The sequence below is a fragment of the Microbulbifer elongatus genome (genome assembly GCF_021165935.1).
GTDB lineage: Bacteria > Pseudomonadota > Gammaproteobacteria > Pseudomonadales > Cellvibrionaceae > Microbulbifer > Microbulbifer elongatus.
On the sequence record NZ_CP088953.1, the window covers coordinates 2,573,932 to 2,597,808 of the forward strand.

15 protein-coding genes are annotated in these 23,877 nt (G+C 59.1%); 5 read left to right on the forward strand and 10 right to left on the reverse strand.

Annotated features, from left to right (window positions below; translation table 11 throughout):
- Nucleotides 1–16: 16 nt before the first annotated feature.
- From LRR79_RS10535 to LRR79_RS10560, 6 genes are read right to left on the reverse strand one after another with little or no spacing between them, the layout of a single operon-like run.
- A complete protein-coding gene (locus tag LRR79_RS10535) occupies nt 17–1,765 on the reverse strand; it encodes a BatD family protein (RefSeq protein WP_231757171.1) in 1,749 nt (582 codons plus the stop codon).
- Nucleotides 1,759–3,636: a VWA domain-containing protein gene (locus LRR79_RS10540; RefSeq protein ID WP_231757172.1), complete on the reverse strand. Its 1,878-nt coding sequence runs from the start codon at nt 3,634–3,636 to the stop codon at nt 1,759–1,761. The genes LRR79_RS10535 and LRR79_RS10540 overlap by 7 nt, the downstream gene beginning before the upstream one ends.
- A complete protein-coding gene (locus LRR79_RS10545; protein ID WP_231757173.1) occupies nt 3,633–4,682 on the reverse strand; it encodes a vWA domain-containing protein in 1,050 nt (349 codons plus the stop codon). The genes LRR79_RS10540 and LRR79_RS10545 overlap by 4 nt, the downstream gene beginning before the upstream one ends.
- Nucleotides 4,675–5,265, reverse strand: coding sequence for a DUF4381 domain-containing protein (locus LRR79_RS10550; protein WP_231757174.1), 591 nt, complete (start codon nt 5,263–5,265; stop codon nt 4,675–4,677). Before LRR79_RS10550 ends, LRR79_RS10545 begins: the two co-directional genes overlap by 8 nt.
- Nucleotides 5,262–6,227, reverse strand: coding sequence for a DUF58 domain-containing protein (locus tag LRR79_RS10555; protein WP_231757175.1), 966 nt, complete (start codon nt 6,225–6,227; stop codon nt 5,262–5,264). Before LRR79_RS10555 ends, LRR79_RS10550 begins: the two co-directional genes overlap by 4 nt.
- Nucleotides 6,228–6,237: 10 nt before the next feature.
- On the reverse strand, nt 6,238–7,197 hold the full coding sequence (locus tag LRR79_RS10560; protein WP_231757176.1) for an AAA family ATPase: 960 nt from the start codon (nt 7,195–7,197) through the stop codon (nt 6,238–6,240).
- 366 nt (nt 7,198–7,563) lie between these two features.
- Here LRR79_RS10560 and LRR79_RS10565 point away from each other — a divergent pair, with 366 nt between their 5' ends.
- Complete coding sequence (locus tag LRR79_RS10565; RefSeq protein WP_231760015.1) at nt 7,564–12,453, forward strand: NAD-glutamate dehydrogenase; 4,890 nt, start codon at nt 7,564–7,566, stop codon at nt 12,451–12,453.
- Nucleotides 12,454–12,588: 135 nt separating this feature from the next.
- Nucleotides 12,589–13,635 carry a quinone-dependent dihydroorotate dehydrogenase gene (locus tag LRR79_RS10570; protein ID WP_231757177.1) on the forward strand — a complete coding sequence of 349 codons (1,047 nt, stop codon included), beginning with the start codon at nt 12,589–12,591 and terminating at the stop codon, nt 13,633–13,635.
- Between the two features lie 184 nt (nt 13,636–13,819).
- On the opposite strand, the gene rmf is transcribed toward LRR79_RS10570, so the two are convergent.
- Complete coding sequence (rmf, locus tag LRR79_RS10575; protein WP_231757178.1) at nt 13,820–14,023, reverse strand: ribosome modulation factor; 204 nt, start codon at nt 14,021–14,023, stop codon at nt 13,820–13,822.
- 378 nt (nt 14,024–14,401) lie between these two features.
- Here rmf and rlmKL point away from each other — a divergent pair, with 378 nt between their 5' ends.
- Nucleotides 14,402–16,627, forward strand: a complete 2,226-nt coding sequence (rlmKL, locus tag LRR79_RS10580; protein ID WP_231757179.1) for a bifunctional 23S rRNA (guanine(2069)-N(7))-methyltransferase RlmK/23S rRNA (guanine(2445)-N(2))-methyltransferase RlmL — start codon at nt 14,402–14,404, stop codon at nt 16,625–16,627.
- Nucleotides 16,628–16,682: 55 nt separating this feature from the next.
- Here rlmKL and LRR79_RS10585 read toward each other — a convergent pair whose 3' ends face one another.
- Nucleotides 16,683–19,121 (reverse strand): bifunctional serine/threonine-protein kinase/formylglycine-generating enzyme family protein, encoded by a 2,439-nt coding sequence (locus LRR79_RS10585; RefSeq protein ID WP_231757180.1) that lies wholly within the window; start codon nt 19,119–19,121, stop codon nt 16,683–16,685.
- A gap of 16 nt (nt 19,122–19,137) precedes the next feature.
- Nucleotides 19,138–20,154 (reverse strand): PP2C family protein-serine/threonine phosphatase, encoded by a 1,017-nt coding sequence (locus LRR79_RS10590; protein ID WP_231757181.1) that lies wholly within the window; start codon nt 20,152–20,154, stop codon nt 19,138–19,140.
- Between the two features lie 367 nt (nt 20,155–20,521).
- Between LRR79_RS10590 and LRR79_RS10595 the strand changes: the two genes are divergently transcribed.
- Nucleotides 20,522–21,421: an FHA domain-containing protein gene (locus LRR79_RS10595; RefSeq protein WP_231757182.1), complete on the forward strand. Its 900-nt coding sequence runs from the start codon at nt 20,522–20,524 to the stop codon at nt 21,419–21,421.
- Between the two features lie 3 nt (nt 21,422–21,424).
- Entirely contained in the window at nt 21,425–21,679 is a 255-nt protein-coding gene (locus LRR79_RS10600) for a glutaredoxin family protein (RefSeq protein WP_231757183.1), read from the forward strand.
- Between the two features lie 71 nt (nt 21,680–21,750).
- Here the strand turns inward: LRR79_RS10600 and LRR79_RS10605 are convergent, their stop codons facing one another.
- Complete coding sequence (locus tag LRR79_RS10605; protein ID WP_231757184.1) at nt 21,751–23,760, reverse strand: transglycosylase SLT domain-containing protein; 2,010 nt, start codon at nt 23,758–23,760, stop codon at nt 21,751–21,753.
- Nucleotides 23,761–23,877: the final 117 nt, after the last annotated feature.

Consider the following 23,877-nt stretch of genomic DNA (forward strand, 5'->3'; position numbering starts at 1 on the left):
TGAAGCTCCAATAGTGCTACTGCGAGAACAGCCCAGGAAGTGTTTCGTCCTCTGTTTTAATTTTCTCTTCTATTTCTCGCTTTATTAATCGGCTGGCTAATATCTGTACTTGCTGCTGATTTAGCGGCTTCGGCGGTGTTAGATAGAGGGCTGTTCCAAGTAGCTCCCGAAGCTTATCCAATTCTTCAAAATTTAGCTGGCGGTTGAGCTCACTTAGGCTGCTGCCTTTCACCTGCGGCCAACGAGCACCTATCCAATGAACGAGAGCTTGTTGGATCTGGACAGCATCGCCATTTTTTATCGCGTGTCCCAAAGCACGGGTTTGTTCGTCGACGCCGGTGGAGCCCCTGGCGTTGTTGGCTTTCTCGTGGACGCGGTTGCCTCGGCGATAGAATAGATAGAAAACCCAAAGTAGATGCGATGCGATCGCGGCAATGGCGACCTTTTGCCAGAATCCTGGTTCCACCTCGTTGGTGATTGGTGTGCGGGCGCTCGGCAAGCCTGTAGATGTCGCCGCAGCGCTATTCGTTACTGGAGTGCCGCTAACGTTAAACCGAAACGCCGGCAACTGCGTAGCTCGTTGCCGCCCGATCTTCGTATCCCACCAGGTGATCGTAACGGCCGGTAGCTGATAGCTCCCTGGTTTGGTTGCAACAATGGCTGTTGTTTCTATGCGGCTGCCGGTTATGCCGTTCGAGCCGGGCTGATCCTCCTGCTGCGGCTGATCCGGGTAGGTTTTCAGGCCATCGATGTTGAGTTTGGGCAGGGGGGGCAGTTGAGCCGCTCGTAGGCCTTCGGCTCTCAGGGTAATAATCCGCGTTATCGGCTCTCCCACCTTGAACTCTTCCGGGTCTTTGGACCAGCTCTGTACCAACCCAAGGCTGGCCGCTGGGAGCCAGTGACTTCCACTATAGCTATCGGGCTTGGGCTCTACCTGTACTGTTTTCGCTTCCGAGCGCAGGCGGATGCGTTGGGCGTTGCGGTTGAACAGGGAGAAGGGGTCTCGTCTGCCGGTCACGGCAACGTAGTTGAGCGCGGGGATTTGCAGTTCGCCGGAGCTTTCCGGGAATACGGCGTAGGTTAGTTCGTAGACGGCATGACCTACACCTTTGATTCTGCGTTCAAAGCGCTGTTCATCCACTTTTTCAATATGCGCACCGGGTATCTGCAGGGGGTCGGTGGCGATGTCGTGCAGGCCTACGGTGGTGTAGAGGCGGACTTTGACCAGGAGCTGTTCCTGTACGTACAGTTTGTCTTTGTCCAGCTCAACTTCCAGAAATGCTTTGCGGTTGTCACCACTGGGTGTCTGGCCGGCTTTGTTGACGGTGATGGGGATGGCGTCGGAGATCTGGCCGTGCAGGTGTAATGAGGGGACGAAGAGTTTGCCTTCCTTCAGTGGGGCGAGGATCAGGGTCCACTCGACGAAGCTTTCTGCACGGCCATTGATGACGCGATACTGATTGGACTGCTGGCGGGAGAGGACTTCGAAGTCCTGTTCCAGCAGGTTGAAGTCTGGCTGGCCGCCGCTTTGGCTGCCACTGTAACGCAACGTGAGGGTAAAGGTCTCGTTGATAGCGAGTTCGTTGCGGTCTACGGACGCGGTCAGGTCCTGGGCGCTGGTTGACAGTGAGACCAACAGGAGGAGTGGCAGCAGGATAAGATAGGCGAGCCGGGTGGATCGTGTGGTATTCGTGCGTACGCGCGGTTCGCCTGCAGGCAGGCTCCTACGTGGGGGAAAGGAGTAGTTTTCCGCTTGGCTTACCATCTTTGGGTGGCTCCGTTTTCCGGGGGTTGCCATTCGCCGGCGCGATAGGCGCGGCGGCGCTGCAGGCTTTCATATTTGAATTTTTCGCGCATCAGACCGGCGGGGTCGTCCGGAATTTGCCGCAACCATTGATCCAGGGCCTGCTGGGTTTCCGGATCCAGTTCACTTTGGGATTCCTGTGGCTGCCCATCTGCCGGCTGTTCGGACTCTTCGCCGTCCTGGTTTTGGTGCTGGCTGTTGGCCTGCTGCCGTTGTTCTTGCTCGGATTGATCCTGCTCACCCTGGTCGGCGTTTTGCTGTTGCTCTTCTTCGCCCGACTGCTGCTGGTTCTGGGACTGCTGTTCCTGTGGGGACTGGTCGGAATCGCCTTGCTGCTGATTCTGCTGAGATTGATTCTGCGACTGTTGGTCCTGCTGTTGGTCTTGTTTGTCGTCCTGATTCTGTTGCTGATCGCCCTGTTGGGATTGCTGGTTTTGTTGCTGCTGTTGCAGCTTTTTCAGCTCTTCAGCGATCTGTTTGTTATGCCGCGCGTCGGCGAACTCGGGGTTTTGCTGAAGAGCGCGATCAAACGCTTCGATGGCCTGATCAAACTGGCCCTGCTGGGTGAGGCTATTGCCCAGATTGTACAGCCCTTGCGGGTCGATGCTTTCGGCAAAGCTTTTTGCTGCCGCGTCGTATTCACCGGCGCGGTATTGCGCGGTGCCACGCCACTGGGAGTTTTCAAAGACTTTGGCGGCTGCTTCGGGGTTGCCTTGCTGCAGGAGTTTTTCCGCCTGCTGATTTGGGGTCTGCCACAGGCTGCCGGACTCCTGTGCACTCGCGTCCGGGGCGGCCAGCAGTGCCATCAGGGGCAAGCTGAGTGGCAAGAGGCAGGCGAGGGTGCCCTTGCGGAACAGAAGCAGAGCGAACGGCAAGAGCAGTAAGACAAGCCACGGACCTTCTTCGTTCCACTGGTCGAATTCCCGTTCGGTGAGCTCTGCCTGCTGTGGTGATGTGTCATCGGGTAATACCCGGTTTATATCGCGGTCATCCACGGTGATCTGGGCAACCTGGCCGCCGGTGCTATTGGCTAGGCGCTGTAGCTCGCCGCGATCGAAGTTGGCAATAATGATGGAGCCGCTGTCATCGGTGATGAAGCCGCTACCTGTATTTTTGGGGATGGGGCTGCCTTCGCCACTGCCAACGGCGAGGATGGAGAGGGTGGCACTACTGCTATTCATTTCACTTTTGACGGTGCCCAATGCAGATTTGGCGATACCGTCGGTTACTGCCAGCAAGCGCCCCTGTCCACCGGCGCCGTCTTTCAGTAGTCGCAAGCCTTCCTGCACGGCCATTTCGATATTGCTGCCGGGAACCGGCATGATGCGCGGTGACAGCGACGGCACCAGGTTGGCAATGGTGGCAGTGTCATCGGTCAGTGGTGTGACCACGTGGGCTTCGCCTGCGTAGGCAATCAGCGCGGTCAGTCCGTCTTTGCGCTGTTTTAGGATGTCGAGGATCTTCAGGCGCGCGCGCGTCAGCCGGTTCGGTGATAGGTCCGTAGCCATCATGGATGGAGAAAGGTCCAGGAGAATCACTACGGCATCCTGGTTGCTGTACACCGGTGTCGGCAGCTTGCGCCATGTGGGGCCGGCGAGGGCGGCGACGGCACAGGTCAGCAGGGCGAAAATCAGGGTGAACAGCCAGGGGCGCTTTTCGCCGCCCTTGAGCAGCAGGTGCGGGAGAAGGTCCGGGTCGATGATTTTCTGTAGCCGCCCACTGGCGAACACGGTGCGTGCCAGAGCCCAGCAAAGCAGCGCAGCGGGCAGGATCAACAACAGGATTGCCGGGCGCAGAAAATGAAACTGGTGAAGGTCGGCGAAAAAGCTCACGCGGGTTGACCTCCATTCTGCTTGCGGGCACGTCTACTGTTGTGTAGTTGCAGCTCCGAAACTCCGGAGGTTATCAGCGGTAAAGCGGCCCACAAAAGTGCTGACAGCAGGGCGAGACCCAGGGGCCAGACGTACAGCGATTTCAGTGGGCGGTAGGTTTCCGCCTCCTGCTCCACGGGCTCGAGGCGATCCAGCTCCTGATAAATCTGTACCAGCTCCTGGGGATTGTGGGCGCGGAAGTATCTGCCACCGGTCTGGTCGGCAATCGCCTGCAGCGTGTCACTGTCGAGATCCCGGGATGGATTGACCCGACGCGCACCGAAGCGTGAGCCTAACAATCCGGGCTGGACCATCTCGTCTGCTCCGACGCCGATGGTATAGACGCGCACCCCGGCCTGCTTGGCCAGCTCAGCGGCTTTCAGTGGCGCTACTTCACCGGCGGTGTTGGCGCCGTCGGTGAGCAAGATCAGCACCCGCTGGTCCGCCGGTCGTTGGGTAAGCCGCTTGACCGAGAGGCCGATGGCGTCGCCAATGGCGGTACCCTGGCCAGCAAAACCGATCTGTGCTTCGTTAAGCAGGGTATCGACAGTCTGGCGATCAAAGGTGAGCGGCGCCTGCAGGTAGGCGCGGGTGCCAAACAGTACCAGACCGAGACGATCCCCCTTGCGGCGCAGGACGAAATCCCCGACCACATTCTTGACCGCGGTAATACGCATGGCCGGATTGCTGTTGAGGATCATGTCCGGAGTTTCCATACTCCCGGATATATCGACGGCGATCAGCAGATCGCGGGCGCTGGTAGTCTGAGTGATGGGTTCACCGTACCACTGGGGGCGCGCCGCGGCGCACAGCAGCAGTACCCACAGCAGCCACAGCATCAACAGATTCCAGCGATTGCCCGCTGCGCCGCCATTTTTGCGGGGTAGCTGCTGGTAGTAGGGCACTTTGAGGGCACTGTTCAGCGGTTCACTCTTGGGCAGTAGCCTGCGGGCCAGTAAAGGCAGCGGCAGCAAAAGGAAAACCCAGGGGAGACCAAACTCAAACATGTTCGGCCTCCGGAGTCTGCTGTTGTTCGGCCTGGCTCTGCGGGTTCTCCTGCACCAGGTGGGTGCGCACCCAGTCCTTTGCGTACTCTCGCAGTGCCGTCAGGTCCTGTTGGTCCGGATCTTTCGCGCTGTACAGGCTTTGCAGAATAACGCGATGCACAGGCTCCGGCATGGGCGTGTCGGCGGTAGTACGCAGAAACTCGATCCAGCGCTCACCGGTAAGCGGGCCGCACTTGGCGCGACCGAAGGTGACGACGGCGACGCGTTTCAGCAGAACATTGATGGCCTCCACCACGCGCGGTTGTTGCAGGTTGAGTTCATCTAACAGGCGTACACCTTCCACCCGGTACATTTTCTTCTGGCGCTGGCGGCGCAGATAGCGAAACAACCAAAAGCTGGCAACCACCAGGGCGATGATGATACCCGCGAGAATCCACCAGCCGGGAGCCAGTGGCCACCAGCCGATGGGGGCCGGCTCATGGATATCCCGCAGTTGTTCCAGCAACTGTTGCATTTCCGGTGTCAGGTGCGGCTGCGGTTGAGGTGGCGTGACCTGCTTGGTAAAGAGCCCGGCGGATTTCACGCTTGCCTCCGGCCCGGGGCGGGCTGTCGGTCACCGTAGGTGGTCAGCAGGCGCGGTACCACCGGCTGAGTATTGTCAAAATCCAGCAGCGGCAGACGCAGGCGGCGACACAATTGCGCCGCGTTCTCCCGCACCTGTTGCTGGTGCCGGGCAAACACCTGTCGCATCCCCTGATTGCCCTTGCCGAGAAAGGTACGCTGGCGTCCATCGCTGATGGTGACGGCCTGATCCGGCAGCTGTTGTTCCAGCGGGTCGGTGACCCGCAGTACCTGCAGGTCCGCATGACGGGTCAGGGAGTAGAGCGCCTGTTCGCAGCTTTGATCCAGGTCGTGGCAGTCGCTGATCAGGAACACGGCACTGCCCGGGCGGGCCACACGGCGGGCCTCTTCCAGCAGGGTGGACAGAGATTGGGATCCATTGGAGGGAATCGGGCTATCCAGTGCGCCGGCGGATTCCACCATGCCGTGAATGGCGGCGAGTACTGCGTGGTGGCTGCGCCGCGGGCGTACGGTGTTGACGTCGTTGTCGTCGAAAATCAGCGCGCCGATACGGTCGCCGTGTTGCAGGCCGGCCCAGCTGAGAGCGGAGGCAATGCTGCAGGCGGCGACGGATTTAAAAGCGTTCTGGCTGCCGAAGAACATGGGGGCGCGCAGGTCCAGTAAGATGACCACCGGGCGCTCGCGCTCCTCCTGAAACAGTTTGGTATGGGTTTTGCCAGTGCGCGCGGTCACACGCCAGTCGATGGAGCGCACGTCATCGCCGGGCTGGTAGTAGCGTACCTCCTCAAAGTTCATACCGCGGCCGCGGTAGCGGGTGAGCAGGTTGCCGGCCTGGTCGCTGCGGTTGACCCGGGGCTTGAACAGGCGCAACTGCCGGGCGATATGGCGCAGACGCACCAGCGGTGTCACCTCGGGGTAGGCGCCTTTCAATTCAAGCTCGCTGTGGTTCCGTGCTTCAACCACTATCAATAACCTAAATCGCCGGGACCAGTTGCAACAGGCGACGGATGACACGGTCGGCGTTGGCGCCGGCAGCCTCGGCTTCGAAGCTCAGTAGCAGGCGGTGGCGCAGTACATCCGGGGCAATTGCCATGACATCGTCCGGGGTGACGTAATCGCGCCCGGAAAGCCAGGCGTATGCGCGGGCGCAGCGGTCCAGTGCGATGGTGGCCCGGGGGCTGGCGCCAAAGTCGAGCCAGCTGGCCAGTTCATCGTCGTAGCGCTGGGGTTCGCGGGTGGCGATAATCAGCTGCACGATATAGGTTTCCACCGCCTCTACCATGGTCAGGTCGAGTATTTCCTTGCGTGCGGCGAACAGAGTGTCCTGGCTGATGATATTTTCCGGGCGGTCTTCGCCGTGGCTGGCTTCCGCGCGGGCCAGTTTCAGAATCTTGGTCTCCGCTTCCGCGTCCGGGTAACTGAGGTTTACCTGCATCAGGAAGCGGTCGAGCTGCGCTTCCGGCAGGGGGTAGGTGCCTTCCTGTTCGATGGGGTTCTGGGTGGCCATCACCAGAAACAGCTCTGGCAGAGAGTAGGTTTTGCGGCCCACACTGATCTGCCGTTCTGCCATGGCTTCCAGCAGGGCGGATTGCACTTTGGCCGGGGCGCGGTTGATTTCATCTGCGAGGATCAGATTGTGAAACACAGGCCCCGGCTGGAAATGGAATTCGCCGGTTTCCGGGCGATAGATGTCCGTGCCGGTGATGTCCGATGGCAAAAGGTCCGGCGTAAACTGCACCCGATGGAAGTCTCCCTCGATGGCATCCGCCAGGGTTTTGATCGCTTTGGTCTTGGCCAGGCCCGGTGCGCCCTCAACCAGAAGGTGCCCGTCGGCCAGCAATCCTATGAGAATCCGATTGACCAGAACCTCCTGGCCAATAATCTGCTGCTCCAGCCAATCACCCAGAATTTTTATCTGCTGGCGTGTGTCCATATCGTCACTTCTTTTGCCGATTTCCTGTTTCAATACGCTGCCGCGGAGCGGTGGCTATCTATGCTTTTTGAGGTGCCCTCTTATATATAGCCACTTGTCCGAAGTCTGCGGGCAGGTCGATTTTAGCGGCAGTTGGCTGAGAGGCAAATGCTGCAAGGTCTACCCGCAATCAAAGGCGGAAGAGTAGACAATTATTCTGTCGTTTTGTTCTACCTTGTAAGCGCATGGTGACGCATACCCGCGCAGATGGGCAAATCATACGACAGGTGGAATCAGGCGGGCGGAGTCTGGCACCCTATGTGCCAGCTCAGATTAATCAGTCGGGTGCGATGGCGATCGCATCGGAATGGGAGGACGTACGTGAATATGGCGACGGTCATTACCGATAGCCGGGAAGAGCTGCTGGAACAGGTCAGCAGTGTCATTCGCGATAAGCTGGGGGACAAGGCTGGGCCTGTAGAGGCCTTTGCCGAGCAGTTTCTGAATCAATACCCGCTGGAGGATCTGGCGGGCAGGCGTCTGGTGGATGTCTACGGGTGCCTATACACCTGTTGGGATTTTATTCAGCAGCGCAGTGGCGGCGAACCCAAAGTGCGGGTGTACAACCCACGCCTGGAGGAGCATGGCTGGGAATGCTCTCATACAGTGGTCTGTGTGCTGCAGCGGGATATGCCTTTCCTGGTGGACTCGGTGCGCATGGAGATCAACCGTCGCAACACGGTGATTCACTCCATCAAAAGCACCGTGATGCAGATGCAGCGGGACGACAGTGGCCGGCTGCAGCATCTGATATCCGCCACACATCGCCAGAGCGAAGACCGTCAGGACGACCCGCGCATCACCAGCGAGGCGCTGATCTATCTGGAGATCAATCTCGATACCAGTGCCTCTCACGCCTCGGATATGGCGCGGGCGCTGAAGGATGTGCTTGGAGATGTGGAGCTGGTGGTCGACGATTACGTGCCCATGCTCGATACCTGCGCAGCCATGGAAGATCAGCTGCAGGCGGGAATTGCCGATAATGACGCCAACCTGGAAGAGGCCAGCGCCTTTCTGCAGTGGATGCGGGATGGCAACTTCACTTTTCTTGGCTACCGGGAATACGAGTTCTCCCAGCAGGGCGACAAGAAAGTTCTGCACGAGGTCGAGAACCGCCGACTGGGCATCTTCAAAAAGCTGGAAGAAAGCGCCCAGCCCACACCGGAATACGCCTTCAATGAAGGCAAGCAGCGGTTCTATCAGGGGCCGAACTTTCTCACCTTCGCCAAATCGTCGGTCAAGTCCCGGGTCCATCGGGCGGCCTATTCCGATTACGTCAGTATCAAACGCTACGACGACAAGGGCGAGGTGATCGGCGAATCCGCGTTTATGGGCCTTTACACCTCACCGGTGTACACCGAGAGCCCGTCGAAGATTCCGATCATCCGCCGCAAGCTGGCGTCGGTCATCGAGCAGAGTGGCCTGGCGCCTACCAGCCACGACGGTAAAGCTCTGAAGCGTATTCTGGATACCTTCCCCAGGGACGAGCTCTTCCAGAGCAGCACCCGCGAACTGTTCGACACGACCCACGGCGTGCTGGCGATGAATGAGCGCGCGCGGCTGCGCCTGTTCATGCGCAAAGATCCGTTTGGCAAGTTCGTTTCAGCGATGGTGTATGTGCCAAGGGACCAGTTTAATAGTGAGGTGCGGGAGAAAATCAGTGAGCGCATTGCCCGTGCGGTACACGCGCTGGATTCCGACTTCACCACCTATTTTTCAGAATCAATCCTCGCCCGGGTACACCTGGTATTCCGGGTTGACCCCAATGAACCCGTGGAATTTGATGTGGCGCGACTGGAGGCGCAAATCGTGGATATAACCCGCAGCTGGGAAGACGTATTCCATAGATCCCTGATTGAAACCCACGGGGAAGAAGAGGGCAGTCGCCTGATTGGCACCTACGGTCAGGCTTTCCCCGCCGGTTACCGGGAAGACTTTGAACCGCGCATCGCGGTGCAGGATGTCACCTCCATCCAGGAGTTGAGTGACAACAACCGCGTGGCCATGAGTTTTTACCAGCCGGTAGGCGCGGAGCCCGGCAGCCTGCGCTTTAAAGTGTTCAACGTCGGCGGCGGCCTGACCCTGTCCGATGTGATTCCGGTACTGGAGCACCTGGGGCTGCGAGTAATGGGGGAGTTCCCCTATACCATCCGCCCGCGGGGCAAGCAGGATGTGTGGATGCACGAGTTCCATCTGGAGTTCGGCCTGCCCACCCGTGTGGACGCACAGGCGTCGCGCTCCCTGTTCCAGGATGCCTTCGCGGCGATCTGGGACGGCGTGGCGGAAAGTGATGCCTTCAACCGGTTGGTACTGGCAGCCCGGCTGAACTGGCGCGAAGTCACCATGTTGCGCGCCTATGCCCGATATCTGAAACAGACCAAGTTCAGTGCCAGCCAGTCGTATATTGCGGCAACCCTGGCAAACCACGTGGAAATTACCCGCAACCTGGTGGCGCTGTTCCGCGCCATGTTCGACCCCAGAATCAACTCCGCGGACCGCCAGGATGATGCCCGGGTCGAGCGCCTGATCAACAAGATCCATGACGGTCTCGACGCGGTGGACAACCTGAACGAAGACCAGGTGATCCGGCGCTATCTGGACCTGATCCGCGCCACCCTGCGGACCAACTTCTTCCAGCTGGATGAGAACGACCAACCCAAGGATTACATCGCGATCAAATTCAGCCCGCGGGATATCCCCAATATTCCGGAACCGCGCCCGCTGTTCGAAATCTTCGTCTATTCCCCACAGGTGGAAGGTGTGCACCTGCGCGGCGGCAAGGTGGCCCGCGGTGGTCTGCGCTGGTCCGACCGTCTGGAAGACTTCCGTACCGAAGTATTGGGGCTGGTAAAAGCCCAGAATGTGAAGAATGCGGTGATTGTCCCCAGTGGCGCCAAGGGTGGCTTTGTGGTGCGCAAGCCGCCGGCAGATAACAGCCGCGAAGCGTTTATCGAGTCCGGCATTCAGTGCTACAAAACCTTCATCCGCGCATTGCTGGATGTCACCGACAACCTGAAAGATGGTCAGGTAATCCCGCCGGAGCGGGTGATTCGTCGCGATGAGGACGACCCCTATCTGGTTGTGGCCGCGGACAAGGGCACGGCGACCTTCTCGGATATTGCCAATGGCATCGCCGCCGAGTATGACTTCTGGCTGGGTGATGCCTTTGCCTCCGGTGGCAGCAACGGCTATGACCACAAAAAGATGGGGATTACCGCGCGCGGAGCCTGGGTTTCCGTGCAGCGCCATTTCCGGGAGATGGGGGTCAATGTACAGACCGAAAACTTCTCGGTGATCGGTATTGGTGATATGGGCGGGGATGTATTCGGTAACGGGATGTTGCTGTCCGAACATATCTGCCTGAAGGGTGCCTTCAACCACCTGCATATCTTTGTCGATCCCAACCCGGATGCCTCCAGCAGTTATCAGGAGCGCAAGCGCCTGTTTGAACTGCCCCGTTCCAGCTGGGCGGACTACAACCTGAGTCTAATTTCCAAGGGAGGGGGCATTTTCGAGCGCCGTGCCAAATCCGTGAAAATCAGCCCGGAAATGAAGCAGGCCTTCGCGATTGAAGCGGATCAGCTGACGCCCAACGAGTTGATCAGCGCCATGCTGAAAGCGCCGGTGGACCTGATCTGGAATGGTGGCATCGGTACTTACGTAAAAGGCAGCGCGGAAACCCATGCCCAGGTGGGAGACAAATCCAATGACAACCTGCGGGTGAACGGTAGTGAACTGCGCTGTAAGGTATTCGGCGAGGGCGGCAATCTGGGCATGACCCAGCGCGGCCGTATCGAGTTCTCGCTGAATGGTGGCCGCTGCAACACCGACTTTATTGATAACGCCGGCGGCGTGGACTGCTCCGACCACGAGGTGAACATCAAAATCCTGCTGGATAAGGTGGTTGCCAATGGGGATCTGACCGAGAAGCAGCGCAATCAGCTGCTGGAGGAAATGACCGAGTCCGTGGCCGAGCTGGTTCTCACCAACAACTACGATCAGACCAGTGCGCTGAGTGTGGCGGCCTATCAGGTGGGCGACCGTTTCGATGAATTCCGCCGTGTGATCAACGCGCTGGAAAGTGAAGGGCGCCTGCGCCGCCAGCTGGAATTTATTCCAGACAACGAGGTGCTCAACGAGCGGCAGAGCAAGAAGCAGTACCTCACCCGTCCGGAACTCTCGGTGCTGATCTCCTACGTGAAGGTCAAGCTGAAAGAAGAATTGCTGGACGCACATATCATCGACAACGACTATGTGCAGACAGCCGTGGAATCTGCCTTTCCGCCGGCACTGGTGGCGCGCTACAGGGCACTGGTATACGACCACCAGCTGCGTCGGGAGATCGTTTCCACCCAGGTGGCCAATGAAATGGTCAACAGCATGGGCATTACCTTCTATCATCGCATCAGCGGGGCCACCGGCGCGGATATCGACACTATTGCCGCCGCCTATATCAGCGCCCGGGATGTGTACCTGATGCCGCAATTCCAGGATGGCGTGGCCCTGCTGGATTATCAGGTGCCTGCGGAGATGCAGTTGCAGCTGATGAGCTCCATGATTGGCCGCGTACGTCGCGCTACCCGCTGGTTTGTACGCAATCGTCGCGGTGAGCTGGACCCGGCCAGAGAAAGCGCGCTTTATCAGGAGCCCGTTCAACGGGTCATTCGTGCGCTGCCGGAAGTGTTGAGTGGCGAGCCCCTGCGGGAGTGGCAGTCCCGCCACGAGCAGCTGATGGCGGCGAATGTGCCGGAGGATCTGGCATTGCTGGCAGCGTCGCCCACCTACCTGTTCTCCGCCCTGGGTATTTCCCATACCGCCGCCTTTAGCGACCGGCCGGTGGAAGAGGTGGCCAAAACCTACTTCGCCTTGGCGGACCGACTGGGTCTGTACTGGTTCGGCAATCAGATTATCGACCTGCCGTCGGAAACCTTCTGGCAGTCCCAGGCGCGGGAAACCAGTATGGACGACCTGGACAGTCAGCTGGCACGTCTGGCGACACATATCCTGCGGCTGGCCAGTGACGACGGACTCGATGTCGACAGTGCGGTAGATCATTGGGTGACACTGATGGCGCAGTCCATTCAGCGGTGGGAAAACTTGATGAAAGAACTCAAATCCTCGACCCAGGGGGATTTCGCCATGTTCACGGTTGCCCTGCGAGAGCTGATGTACCTGGCCAATGCCACGGCGGATCAGGAATCGCTGTTGAGCAACTAGCTACTGGGGAAGCGCGGGCCGGTTTTTCGTCCGGCCCGGTTTTCCGTACAATAGCCAAGCCCCATCCGGACGCGCTTCGGGTGGGGCTTTATCGTATTCAAGCCGTTAAAAACCTTGTCAATTGCCAGGAAGCCCATGTACCAGCATTTACGCAAAGCCCTGTTTGCCCTCGATCCCGAGCGTTCGCATCACCTTTCGATGGATGCCATTGGCGCGGCGGAGCGCCTGGGGTTGATGTCGCTGTTCAGTAAGTCGGTACCGGACGATCCGGTTGAATTGATGGGGTTGACTCTGCCCAATCCCGTCGGACTGGCGGCCGGGCTGGACAAGAACGCGCAGGCGTTTAACGGCCTTGGCGCCCTCGGCTTCGGGTTCGTCGAGGTGGGTACCGTCACTCCGCGCCCGCAGCCGGGCAACCCGCATCCACGCCTGTTCCGTCTGCCACAGGCGGAGGCCATCATCAATCGTATGGGCTTCAACAATGAAGGCGTGGACTACCTGCTGGAACGGGTGAAGCGCCGTCGCTATTCCGGTGTGCTCGGTATTAACGTGGGCAAGAACTTTGATACACCTGTGGAGAAAGCGGCAGAGGATTACTGTATCTGTATGGAGAAGGTGTATGCCCATGCGGATTACATTACCGCCAATGTGTCCTCCCCAAATACCAAGGGGCTGCGGGATCTGCAGTTTGGCGACAGTTTGAGCGAGTTGCTGAATACGCTGAAAGAGAAACAGGCACAATTGACCGCGGAACACGACCGCTACGTCCCCCTGGCTGTGAAAATTGCTCCGGATATGGACGACGACGCCATTGCGCAGGTGGCGCATACCCTGCAGGAGCACGAGATTGACGGCGTGATCGCCACCAACACCACCATTGACAAATCTGCAGTGGAAAACCTGGAACATGGTGAGGAGCAGGGCGGGTTGAGTGGTCGCCCATTGACCGAGCGCTCCACGGAAGTGATTCGCAAGCTGTCATCTGCCCTCGATGGCAATATCCCGATTATCGGTGTGGGGGGGATTTTTGACGGTGAGACTGCGGCGGAGAAGATTCGCGCCGGTGCCACAGCGGTACAGATCTATTCCGGATTTATTTACCGGGGACCGGAAGTCATTCGCGAAGCGGCGGAGGGTATTGCCGAGCTCCACAAGGCACGGATCATCGAGCGTAAGAAGTAGCTCGCGAGGCACACCAGCGGGCAAAAAAAATCCCGGGTCGATACGCACTGCGTTGACTCGGGATTTTCTTACTCAATAACGAAACAAGCACGTGACAAACGTATGCGTTACATTGAGTAAAACCGTTCAGATTTCAGTGTAGAAGATGCTGGCATAAGCGTTCTGACTTCCCCTTATGTGCCAGTTACATACTCTCCATGCGCTGGGCCTGGGCCGCACGACCGAAGCCACTCCAGATATCCTCCCGTCCCTGTCGCCAGCCGTTCACCCACTCCTGGTGTAGTGATCCGTTCTCGTGGGGGCAGCTGTCATGGTTTCTGCCCTCAACGGCAGCAACGTAACCTTTGTGGAAAGCTCTATCGTTCGGATTACGTTTTTGGCGTTTCATAGATGTGATACCTCATTCTGGTTTTTCCAGCCGGCCGGCAAACTCTGCCAGACCGACATCACCCAATTTCCCCCTTTGTCCATTTCCAGCTTATTGTGGCGCTCGACCGGTGAGAAGAGCTGCAGTTAACCAAATTCACACGCCACCGGGAACGAACCGTTTTTTATGAAAAATCGGCCGTTTAGGCGTAATCCGTCTAGGCAGGGAAAAGTTGTCGCGCTTCGGAAAAGGCCGGGCAGAACAGAATCTCTGATTGCGGTATGCTTGCGCCACGAACGGTTCGAGTGGCTAAAATGGCCACACAAATTCTGCCAGAATGGCACTGTTAATTTCTGCGGAAAACCTACGGTGACGCCGCAGCCCTGAGAGGTTGATCCCTTGACTGAGAAGTACCAATTTACCGCCACCTGCCCAAAGGGGCTGGAAAACCTGCTCGCTGACGAATTGCGGCAACTGGGCGCCAGCGTGGAAAAGGAGCAGCCCGCGGCGGTGCGGTTTGCGGGTGACCTGCAGATGGGGTATCGGGTAAACCTGTGGAGTCGTCTTGCCAACCGGGTACTGCTAAACCTCGGGCAGTCACGCATCGAGGATGCCGAAGCGCTGTATCGCGCCGTGGCAGACGTGCCCTGGGAAGAGCACATCAGTCCCAACGGGGTCTTGTGGGTACAGTTTTCCGGTACGAACCGGGAGATTCGCAATAGCCAATTTGGCGGCCAGAAAGCGAAGGATGCCATCGTTGACCGGTTGCGCAAGGTGACTGGCGCGCGTCCGGATGTCGACAAGCGCGATCCGGATCTGTCGGTCATGCTGCGCCTGCATCGCGATCTGCTGGAAATTGCCATCGACCTCAGTGGCGACAGCCTGCACCGTCGCGGTTACCGCACCCATATCGGTGCCGCTCCCCTGAAGGAAAACCTGGCGGCGGCACTGCTGATGCGCGCCGGTTGGCCGAAAATCGCGGAAGAGGGCGGCGCTTTACTAGACCCCATGTGCGGTTCCGGTACCTTTCTTGTTGAAGCGGCGCTGATGGCCGCCGACGTGGCGCCGGGCCTGCTGCGTGAAGAGTTCGGCTTCGAACGCTGGCTCAATCACCAGAGTGATATCTGGCTGGCACTACGAGAAGAAGCGCTGCAACGGCGCGCGGCGGGATTGGCGAAAGTCCTGCCGGAAATTCGCGGTTACGATGCCGATGCCAAGGTGCTGTTTGCGGCGGAGTCCAATATCGCGCGCGCGGGCCTGGACCGGCACGTAAGGGTCAGCTGCCGGCCCGTTGCCGGGTTCAAGGTGCCCAGTCACCGGGAGGTGCAACCCGGGTTGGTGATTGTCAATCCGCCTTACGGGGAGCGTCTGGGGGAACAGGAAGCGCTGCGGGAAACCTACGCGGAACTGGGCCAGCAACTCAAACAGGAATTTGGTGGCTGGAAAGCGGGTATTTTTACCGGTAATCCGGAGCTGTGCCATTCCACCGGACTGCGTTCCCACAAACAGTACAAACTGTTTAACGGCAGTATTCCCAGCCAGCTTCTGTTATTCGATATACATGCACAGTCCGCGGAGAAAGGTGGTGATAGCAGCGCACCCCGTCTATCGGACGAAGCGCAGATGGTGGCCAACCGCCTGCAGAAAAACCTGCGCACGACCGGCAAGTGGGCCCAGCGCAACGGGGTCACCTGCTACCGCCTGTACGATGCGGATCTGCCCGAATACTCGGCGGCGATTGATGTGTACCACTCGGTGGAGGGAGAACGCTTCGCACATATTCAGGAGTACCGGGCACCGGCCAGCATCCCCGAGCAGAAAGCGCGTACCCGACTGATGGACCTGGTGCGTGCCACCCGTCAAGTGCTGGGGTTGGCCCCCGGGCATATCTCCATCAAAGAGCGCCGCCGACACAGCCATAAAGACAGTGGCGCGCAGTATCAGAAGCAGACGCAGCGCAGATCCACGGGCCAGCAACGCGGCGATCAGGGGGCGGACAATACACGCACTTTCTGGGCCGATGAGTACGGTGCGAAACTGGAAATCAATCTATGGGATTACCTGGATACCGGCCTGTTTCTGGATCACCGGCCGGTACGCCAGCACCTGCGCAAGCTGGCAACGGGCAAGCGGCTGCTGAACCTTTTCTGCTATACCGCAACCGCCACTGTGCAGGCGGCCATCGGCGGCTGCAGTGAAAGCACCAGCGTGGATCTGTCGAAAACCTATCAGGCCTGGGGCCAGCGTAACTTCCGTGAAAACGGTATGGATCCCTATCGCCACCAGCTGATCGAGGCCGACTGTCTGCAGTGGCTGAAGGCTGCCCAGGACAATCGGCGCGGGCACTACGATGTGATTTTTCTTGATCCGCCGACTTTTTCCAACTCGGCGAAAATGCAGGGGATTCTGGATATCCAGCGGGACCACCCGGACCTGATCCGCCAGTGCATGGCGTTGCTGAACAGCGGCGGTGTGCTGCTGTTTTCCAATAACCTGCGTAGTTTCAAAATGGATGCAGAGATTCAGGCCGCGTTTGCGGTGGAGAACCTGTCGGCAAAACTGCTGGACAAGGATTTTCAGCGCAACCCGAAAATTCACAATGTATGGGAAATTCGCGCGCGCTGAATACTGAGTTGTGAGGCTTCTTGAGCAGTGGTGGCGCCTGGTGTCAGCGGGGTACTCAGAGCTCCATAACCAGGCGGAAACCGACCTCTTTGGAACGCGCCTTTTCATTGAGGCCGGTGCGGTAGTCTGAGCTGATGTTACGCAGTGGCTCGCGCATGGAGCCCCCGCGCACCACGCGCAGGTCGCAGTTTTTCAGCTGTACCGGGCGCGCATCGCTGCGGTGATTGGTGAAATCGCCTAGAAAGCAATCCTGTACCCATTCACCGGCGTTGCCGGCGGTATCGTATAGGCCAAAGTCATTGGCCTTGTAGTGTCCTACCGGTGCGCTGGAAATAGAGAACAGGGAGTTGAATTCGCTGGCGCAGCCACGGCGGCAGTTGGCTTTACCCCGTGCGCTGCTGTCTCCCCACCAGAAGGGGGTATCGCTGTCTGCACGGGCGGCGTACTCCCACTCCGCTTCACTGGCCAGCCGGTATCTATGTCCGGTCTGTTCGCTGAGCCATTGCGCGTATTCCTGCGCTTCCTGCCAGCTGACATTGATCACCGGTCGGGTGCCGCGACCCCAGCCCTGGTCGCCCGGTAGGCCCTGGCCACTGGCTTTGGCGTAGCGGTCGTAATCATTGAAAGTGACTTCGTGTACGCCAATGGCGTACGGGCGGCGGATCGTAATCTTGTGTTCCGGGCTGGTGAATGGGCGAGCGTTATTTCCCATGGTGAAAGAGCCTGGCGACACCACAACCATCTCCGGTCCATTGCCGCCATCTTTCAGAGGTGACTGAAAAGATTTACCCGGAAAAAATTTGCGCTCAAGCTGCACGGCCAGATTGACGTCGGCACCGCTGACCTCGACCCAGCGCCGCACGGTACTGTAACCCGGTTTGCTCACTTCCACGTCGTAGCGACCGGGCTCCAGGGCAATCCCAGGGGAGTAGCGGGGCACGATGTTCATGATCCGGATTCGGGCGTCGGCGGGTACCGCAGAAACCGTGAGTGCGTAGGTGGAAATCACTGGCTGCGCCACTTCGGCAGCGGCGACCTCGGTGTTGTCCACGGCGGCAGTGTCCGCTGCGGCTTCCGTTTCGACGGACTCCGTCTCCCCGCGGTCGAGCACGGCTGGCGCTGTCGCGACGGCCTCCGCGTCTTCCCCGCTGCCAGCGGAAGTGGCGGGCTGCCGGAGCACCGGTCGCACCTGATTGGCTACCGACGCGGAATCCGCCAAGGGCGCGGGCTGCAGTGGGCCGGGCAGGGCATTCGCGGGGGCTATCTGTGCGGCGGCGCTACTGTCATCGCCGGTGGGTAGTAGTGCCTGGGACGTCATGTCCACCGCGTTATTCACCAGTCCGGACTCTGTTCGCCACTGAAATTTGTTGCTGAACAGGCTGAAGAGTACCCAAGCCAGGCAAAAGCTCACCGCGATCATGCCGGCCAACACCCAAGAGCGCTTTTTCACCGGTGCGGTGTGCTGCATGACCTGCTGGAATCGCATGATGGTCTGCTGTTCCGAGCGGGTATTCTGCTGGTGCAGTGGTTTGTCTCGCAGGCGTGCCCAGGCCGCCGAGAGGCGGTCGGTCATAGTGCCGTACAGCGTCATTACCAGAGCGCGCAACAAGCTGGAGACGCGCACGGATGTATTGTTCAGCTTGGTGGTGGGAGCGGGTGTTTTACCGTCCAGTGCCGCCAGCAGCTGGTCGATGGTATCCACCACGTCCAGCCCCCGTTGGAAGCGCTGCTCCGGATCTTTGGCAAGAAAGCGGTCGATCAGCCCCTGGTACAGAGAGTGGCGCGCCGGCAGACGCGGGATGGGGTCCGTCAGGTGTTTGATGGCAATGGCGACCGCTTCTTCTGCCTGGTAGGGCACGGCACTGGTGAGCATTTCGTAAAACACCACACCCAGGCTGTAGAGATCTGCCCGTCCATCCACTGCGGCGCCACGTGCCTGCTCCGGGCTCATATAGTGCGGGGTTCCCACGACCATACCGGTATTGGTCATGCGCGTGGTACGCGCCACCGCACGCGCGACACCGAAATCGGTGAGCACTGCGGAGCCGTCTTCACGGAACAGAATATTTTCCGGTTTCAGGTCCCGGTGCACATACCCTTTATTGCTGGCGTGATCCAATGCCATGGCGATCTGCCGGGTTATGTGCAGGGCTTCCAGCGGTTCGATCGCGCCCTTGGTCAGTGCATCGGCCACGGAGCCCCCGGGCAGGTAGTCCATGGCGATGTAATTCAGGCTGCGATAGCGGCCGATATCGTGAATGGCAACGATGTTGGGGTGAGAGAGCTGGCCGACAATATTCGCCTCGCGCTGAAAGCGCTCGCTAAATATCGGGTCGGCATTGAGCACCGGCGACATGACCTTGAGGGCGACCTGGCGACCCATGCTGCGCTGGGTGGCCAGGTACACGGTAGACATGCCACCCTGATTGATTTTTTTCAGGATCTGGTAGCCGGGAATTTCCAGCGAAGCAATGCCGCTGCTGACTACTTCCATTCGAGCCTGTTCCTTATTATCCGTTCAGCAGCTGCCAGGCCGCGTAAGCACTTAGCGAAAAAATTATCGAAAGTGTAGCGATTCTGCGGATCAGTTTGCCGCGTGCAGAACGAAATTTACCGGACACAGGTGGCTGCCGGTGTGTGCGGGAGTTCCGGTTTTCCGAGGTTGACTGACCATTTTTGTCAACGCTGTATGCATTTTCACCGGGTGCAGCTTCCGCGCCGCTATGCGGCGCACTGATGACCTGCACCGTGATATTGTCGCGGCCGCCGGCATCCAGTGCGGCCGCAATTAGAAGTTCACTGGCGCGTTGGTTGTTCGGGTTTTCTGTCAGTATCTGGCAGATTTCCGCCGCGCTTACGTCATTGCTCAGGCCGTCACTGCACAGCAATAGTTTTTGGCCGCTATTCCAGGAAAAGGACGCGCGATCGATCTCGAGGCTGGGGTTCGCGGAGCCACCAATGCAGCGAGTAATGACGTGTCGATTCGGGTGGTTGGCAGCTTCTTCCTGATTGATCGCGCCGGAATCCACCAGCATCTGCACGTAAGAATGATCGACAGTGAGCTGTTTCAGTGAGCCGTGAGGCTCGCTGTCGCAGGCGTTAGATGGGGTGTTGTCGTTGCGCGCTGGGGGGGTCCACAAATAGGCGCGGCTGTCGCCTACCCAGTAGATGTGGAAGTAAGGGCCGTCTTCGGCAACCACTACCGCGGTAGTACCCATGGCAGTGGCACTGCTCTCGTCACCGGCGAGCAGTGCATGCGCGCGGCGCAGCGCCTGTTCGTAATGACGGTCGGTGGCGGAAGAGCGTTGAATTTCTTCGACCACGGTCTGGCTGGCGATTTCCCCGGCCTGGTGGCCGCCGAGGCCATCGGCCACTACCCAGACTCCGCGAGTCTCGTCGCCCCAGAACGCATCCTCGTTCTGTTCTCGGCGGTATCCGGTGTGGGTCGCGCCCGCGCTGCGCGTGGTGGCGCGGGCGGCGGGTTGGCTCACACCACTGGGGTGTTCCCGTAGGTTGGCTTCACTCACTGGTATGCAACTACCTGTTACCTGTCGTTATTGTCGAAAGCGCCAAACTTGTGGTTTGCCTCTTTCCTGCCCCTGAAATCCTTTGGGGTAGGGAGTCCTTGAGGGAAATCGCGCTTCCATACTAGAGCCTGAGGCCATTGTAAGCTGCAAACGGAATCACAGGCCAATGAAATTGGCCGTGATAAACTGCCAGCGATGCTTTCAGACACTTGGAGTATGAAAAATTTCCGCCAAGGTTCCCAGGTTGGCGGAATTTCAGTGCATCGGCACCGCCAACCTGACGCTGAACAGACCAGCGGGGCAGTGTCGATCATTTTGATTGGTTAAAAATTGTACGCCTTTTAGCGCCTTCAAGGAAGCCCAAAACATGTTGAAATTGTGTGACGTGAAAGATGCCAGCCAGAGTGTGTGGCTGGTTGCACCCAGGGTCACGATCGGACGGGGGAGTCAGTGTGACCTGACACTGGGTGATCCGTCTGTCGCCAAGTTGCATGCGGAGATTCTGGTTGATGGCGAAGCACTGGAATTGCGCAATCTCTCCGGTGGCGGCCAGGTGGCCGTCAATGGCAAGCAGGTCGACGGTAGCTGTGCCCTGAGTCGCAACGATCGCATTCAGCTCGGCAATAGCAACCTGGCGGTGATCGACCCGAAGATCACGCGGGTGAAGGCGGCAGGTAATGCGGCAAATGTTTCCTGGGCGTTACGCGCCAATCACCCTGCGATTGTTGGCCGGGTCTTCCCGGTGCGGGAGACCAGTGTGGTGGGGCGTTCCGATGAATGCGATCTCACCTTTGCCATGTCCCACCTGTCCCGGCGTCACGCGCGCCTTGAGGTACGCGAGGGCCTGTTGTTCGTGGTGGACCTGGGGTCTGCCAACGGGACTTACCTGAACAATCAGCGGATTACCGAATCGCGAGTACGCCGCGGTGATGAACTGCGCTTCGACAGTCTCAGCTTCAGTGTGGTGGGGCCAGCGGATGATCTCGACAAAACCACCGTGCGCCAGGCGGTCACCATGCCGGATGCTGCGCGCCAGAGTGCGGCGCTGGATCAGGCGATGCAGCGGGGGCGCCACCCGGAACAGCGTGGAGTGACCCGAGACAATCTGGGCAGCGACGACGCGTCTTCGGTGCCCGCCGGTGGCTCCCGGTACGGCGGCGATTCGGCCACCGCGGGTGGCAACATGGGCTGGGTGTGGCTGGGTGTGCTGCTGTCCTGTGCTGGTATTGCCGGATTTATGTGGGCGAAAGGCCAGGGGCTGGTGTAACCGGTGGCGACGCAGAACCTGATTCTCTATACCACCCTTGGCTGCAGTCTGTGTGAGAAGGCGAAAGTGGAAATCTGGCCGCTGCTGGACAAGTACCCCTTGCGGCTGGAGTCCGTGGATATCGCCGAGGACGAAACCCTCACCCGGCTGTTCGGCTGGAGCATACCGGTGGTTGGTTTAGGGGCGACCGATGACGTGCTCTGCTGGCCCTTCACCAGCGAGGAACTGGATGCCTGGCTGGCGCAACGGGTCGTCTGAAAGCGCCGCCTGATCGCAACGCTTCTCTCTTTATCCTGTCTGGATAGCGGTCTTTCTTCGGAAAGGCCGCGTCACCACTTTGCTTCCGCTTCGTTCCTGTTCAGCAGAGGAGCCTTGTTGCCGCTGCGGTAGGCGTAGATGACCGAGTAGGAAAGCACGTTCTGCACATACTTACGGGTTTCACTGTAAGGAATTGTTTCGATCCACACGTCAAACGGCAGCTGCTTGTTGGTGTCTTTGAGCCAGCGCGATACCCGCGTGGGGCCGGCGTTGTATGCGGCGGCGGCAAGGAACCGGTTGTTGTCGAAGCGATTGAGTAGTGAATTCAGATAATACGCGCCCAGATTGATATTGGTGCTGGGGTTCAGCAGATCCCAGCTGCGCCGATAGGGAACACCGGCCTTGCGCGCGGTGGCCTGGGCGGTTGAGGGCAGCAACTGCATCAGCCCCATGGCTCCGGCGTGAGACTTGGCATCGTGACTGAAATGGCTCTCCTGCCGCGCGACCGCGAGCACCAGATAGTCGTTGAGGGCGGTTTTTTTACCCATGCGCTTGGCGACGTCACTGACGATGTCGGAAAACGCCAGTGGGAAGCGCAGCTCCAGATCGTCCAGATAGTCTGCCGCGAGGATCGACTGGATGGATTTGTGGTACCAGCCCCAGGAGTTGGCGATTTTGCCCGCAGTCATCAGCTCCTCGGTGGTCATCGGCTCGGTGGCGTAGTTCCACTCCCGGCGCGCGTGGTAGAACTCACCAATAGCCTGCAGTTCGCGAGCCCGCTGCATCCCCGGTCGCGCCGCCACCTCGTTTACCAGCTTGGGTGTTATCGGCGCAGGGCGGTCCACAAAGCTGTAGTCTGCGCCGATGGTGTCAGACGCGAGAAATCCATAATAGCTGCGTTCCGCCGCCGCCTGCTGATAGAGCTTTTTCGCCAGCGCCTGACGCGCCGGATCTTTTTTGCCCGCGCTTGCCAGCTGCTCTTCAATGGCGCGGGCTTTCCAGTACAGCCAGCGATCCAGCTTCTGATCTTCCGCGGGCAGCTGATCGATCCAGAACTCAATCTGTGCCCAGTCCATTTCGCGCAGGGACTGGCGGATGAGCCACTCCGAGGTGCGCAAGTCGTAAAACCCGGGGTTGTTTTTAATCAGGGCCTGCAGCCCCTGCTTGTCGTCCTGGCGGGCAAAGCGCAGGGCCAGATACTGCAGATAGTCGTCGCGTTCTTTGTCGCTGAACAGGTAACTCGCGCTGTATCGATCCCAGGCCTTGCTCGCTTTGGGGGCGTCCTTGATCGCCAACCGGCGAAGCCCGATATTGACGATATCGCGGTATTCCGGCTCCTCGCGGATAAATTTTTTGTAGTTGAGTATCTGCTCGGGTTTTCGATAAACGGCTCGCATCAGCTCGGCCCGGGCGGCGCGGCTCTTATCCAGCTGGCGCGCGATATAGGCCGCCAGATCCAGGTTGCCGGATCTGACCGCGAGCGTATGGCGCTGCCAGGCGCGCTCCTGAGTTAGACCGCCATCTTTCATCCAGCGGGCAAAGGCCGGGTCGCACTCTTTGGGCTGTGAGGCGCCCACCGTCCACAGCTCGGCGATCAGATCGTAGGCCTTCTGCTTGTCGCCGTGGCGGGTCAGTGCATCCACGTAGTAGCAGCGCAGTTGGGTGCGCTGGATCTTCTCGGTGTCGTAGTACTTCAGGTACGCCTTGAAGCGGTCCCTGCCGCCCAGTTCCCGCAGCACACGTACCCGCATCCAGTCGCCGATCGCGGTGCCCTCATACTTCGCCAGAAAGGCGTCGATATCGTCATAGGGCAGACGGGATAGGCGTTTGCTGAGCGCCCAGTATTCGATATACGGCAGCAGCGGATAGTCTTTGAGCGCTTTCTTGAGTGCGCGCAACTGGCGCTGGTCGTTGTGGGCGATCGCAAGGCGCGCTTGCTGCAGCTTTTCCCGTTGTGCCACCGCGGCCTTGGCCTCGGCGGTATCTGCCGACAGTGCTGCCGGACTTCCGGCGACTGCGACGGCAAGCGCGAACGTGAGGCTGGTTAAGAGAGTGGCGAATCCCTTGCTGCCAATCGACATACTGAAAACCCGATTGCGAAATCGCTTATTCGATGGGATGAAGAATAATGCGTAAAATGCCCTTTTTACACGGACGCCGACACAAACCGGGCGGACGGGTCATCCAGATGTCCCCGA

What these genes read in the sequence shown, in the direction of transcription:
- LRR79_RS10545 (WP_231757173.1), bottom strand. Translation starts at nt 4,682, where the DNA reads ATGTTTGAGTTTGGTCTCCCCTGGGTTTTCCTTTTGCTGCCGCTGCCT.
- LRR79_RS10595 (WP_231757182.1), top strand. Translation starts at nt 20,522, where the DNA reads ATGTTGAAATTGTGTGACGTGAAAGATGCCAGCCAGAGTGTGTGGCTG.
- LRR79_RS10560 (WP_231757176.1), bottom strand. Translation starts at nt 7,197, where the DNA reads ATGGACACACGCCAGCAGATAAAAATTCTGGGTGATTGGCTGGAGCAG.
- LRR79_RS10585 (WP_231757180.1), bottom strand. Translation starts at nt 19,121, where the DNA reads ATGGAAGTAGTCAGCAGCGGCATTGCTTCGCTGGAAATTCCCGGCTAC.
- LRR79_RS10565 (WP_231760015.1), top strand. Translation starts at nt 7,564, where the DNA reads ATGGCGACGGTCATTACCGATAGCCGGGAAGAGCTGCTGGAACAGGTC.
- rmf (WP_231757178.1), bottom strand. Translation starts at nt 14,023, where the DNA reads ATGAAACGCCAAAAACGTAATCCGAACGATAGAGCTTTCCACAAAGGT.
- LRR79_RS10535 (WP_231757171.1), bottom strand. Translation starts at nt 1,765, where the DNA reads ATGGTAAGCCAAGCGGAAAACTACTCCTTTCCCCCACGTAGGAGCCTG.
- LRR79_RS10570 (WP_231757177.1), top strand. Translation starts at nt 12,589, where the DNA reads ATGTACCAGCATTTACGCAAAGCCCTGTTTGCCCTCGATCCCGAGCGT.
- LRR79_RS10605 (WP_231757184.1), bottom strand. Translation starts at nt 23,760, where the DNA reads ATGTCGATTGGCAGCAAGGGATTCGCCACTCTCTTAACCAGCCTCACG.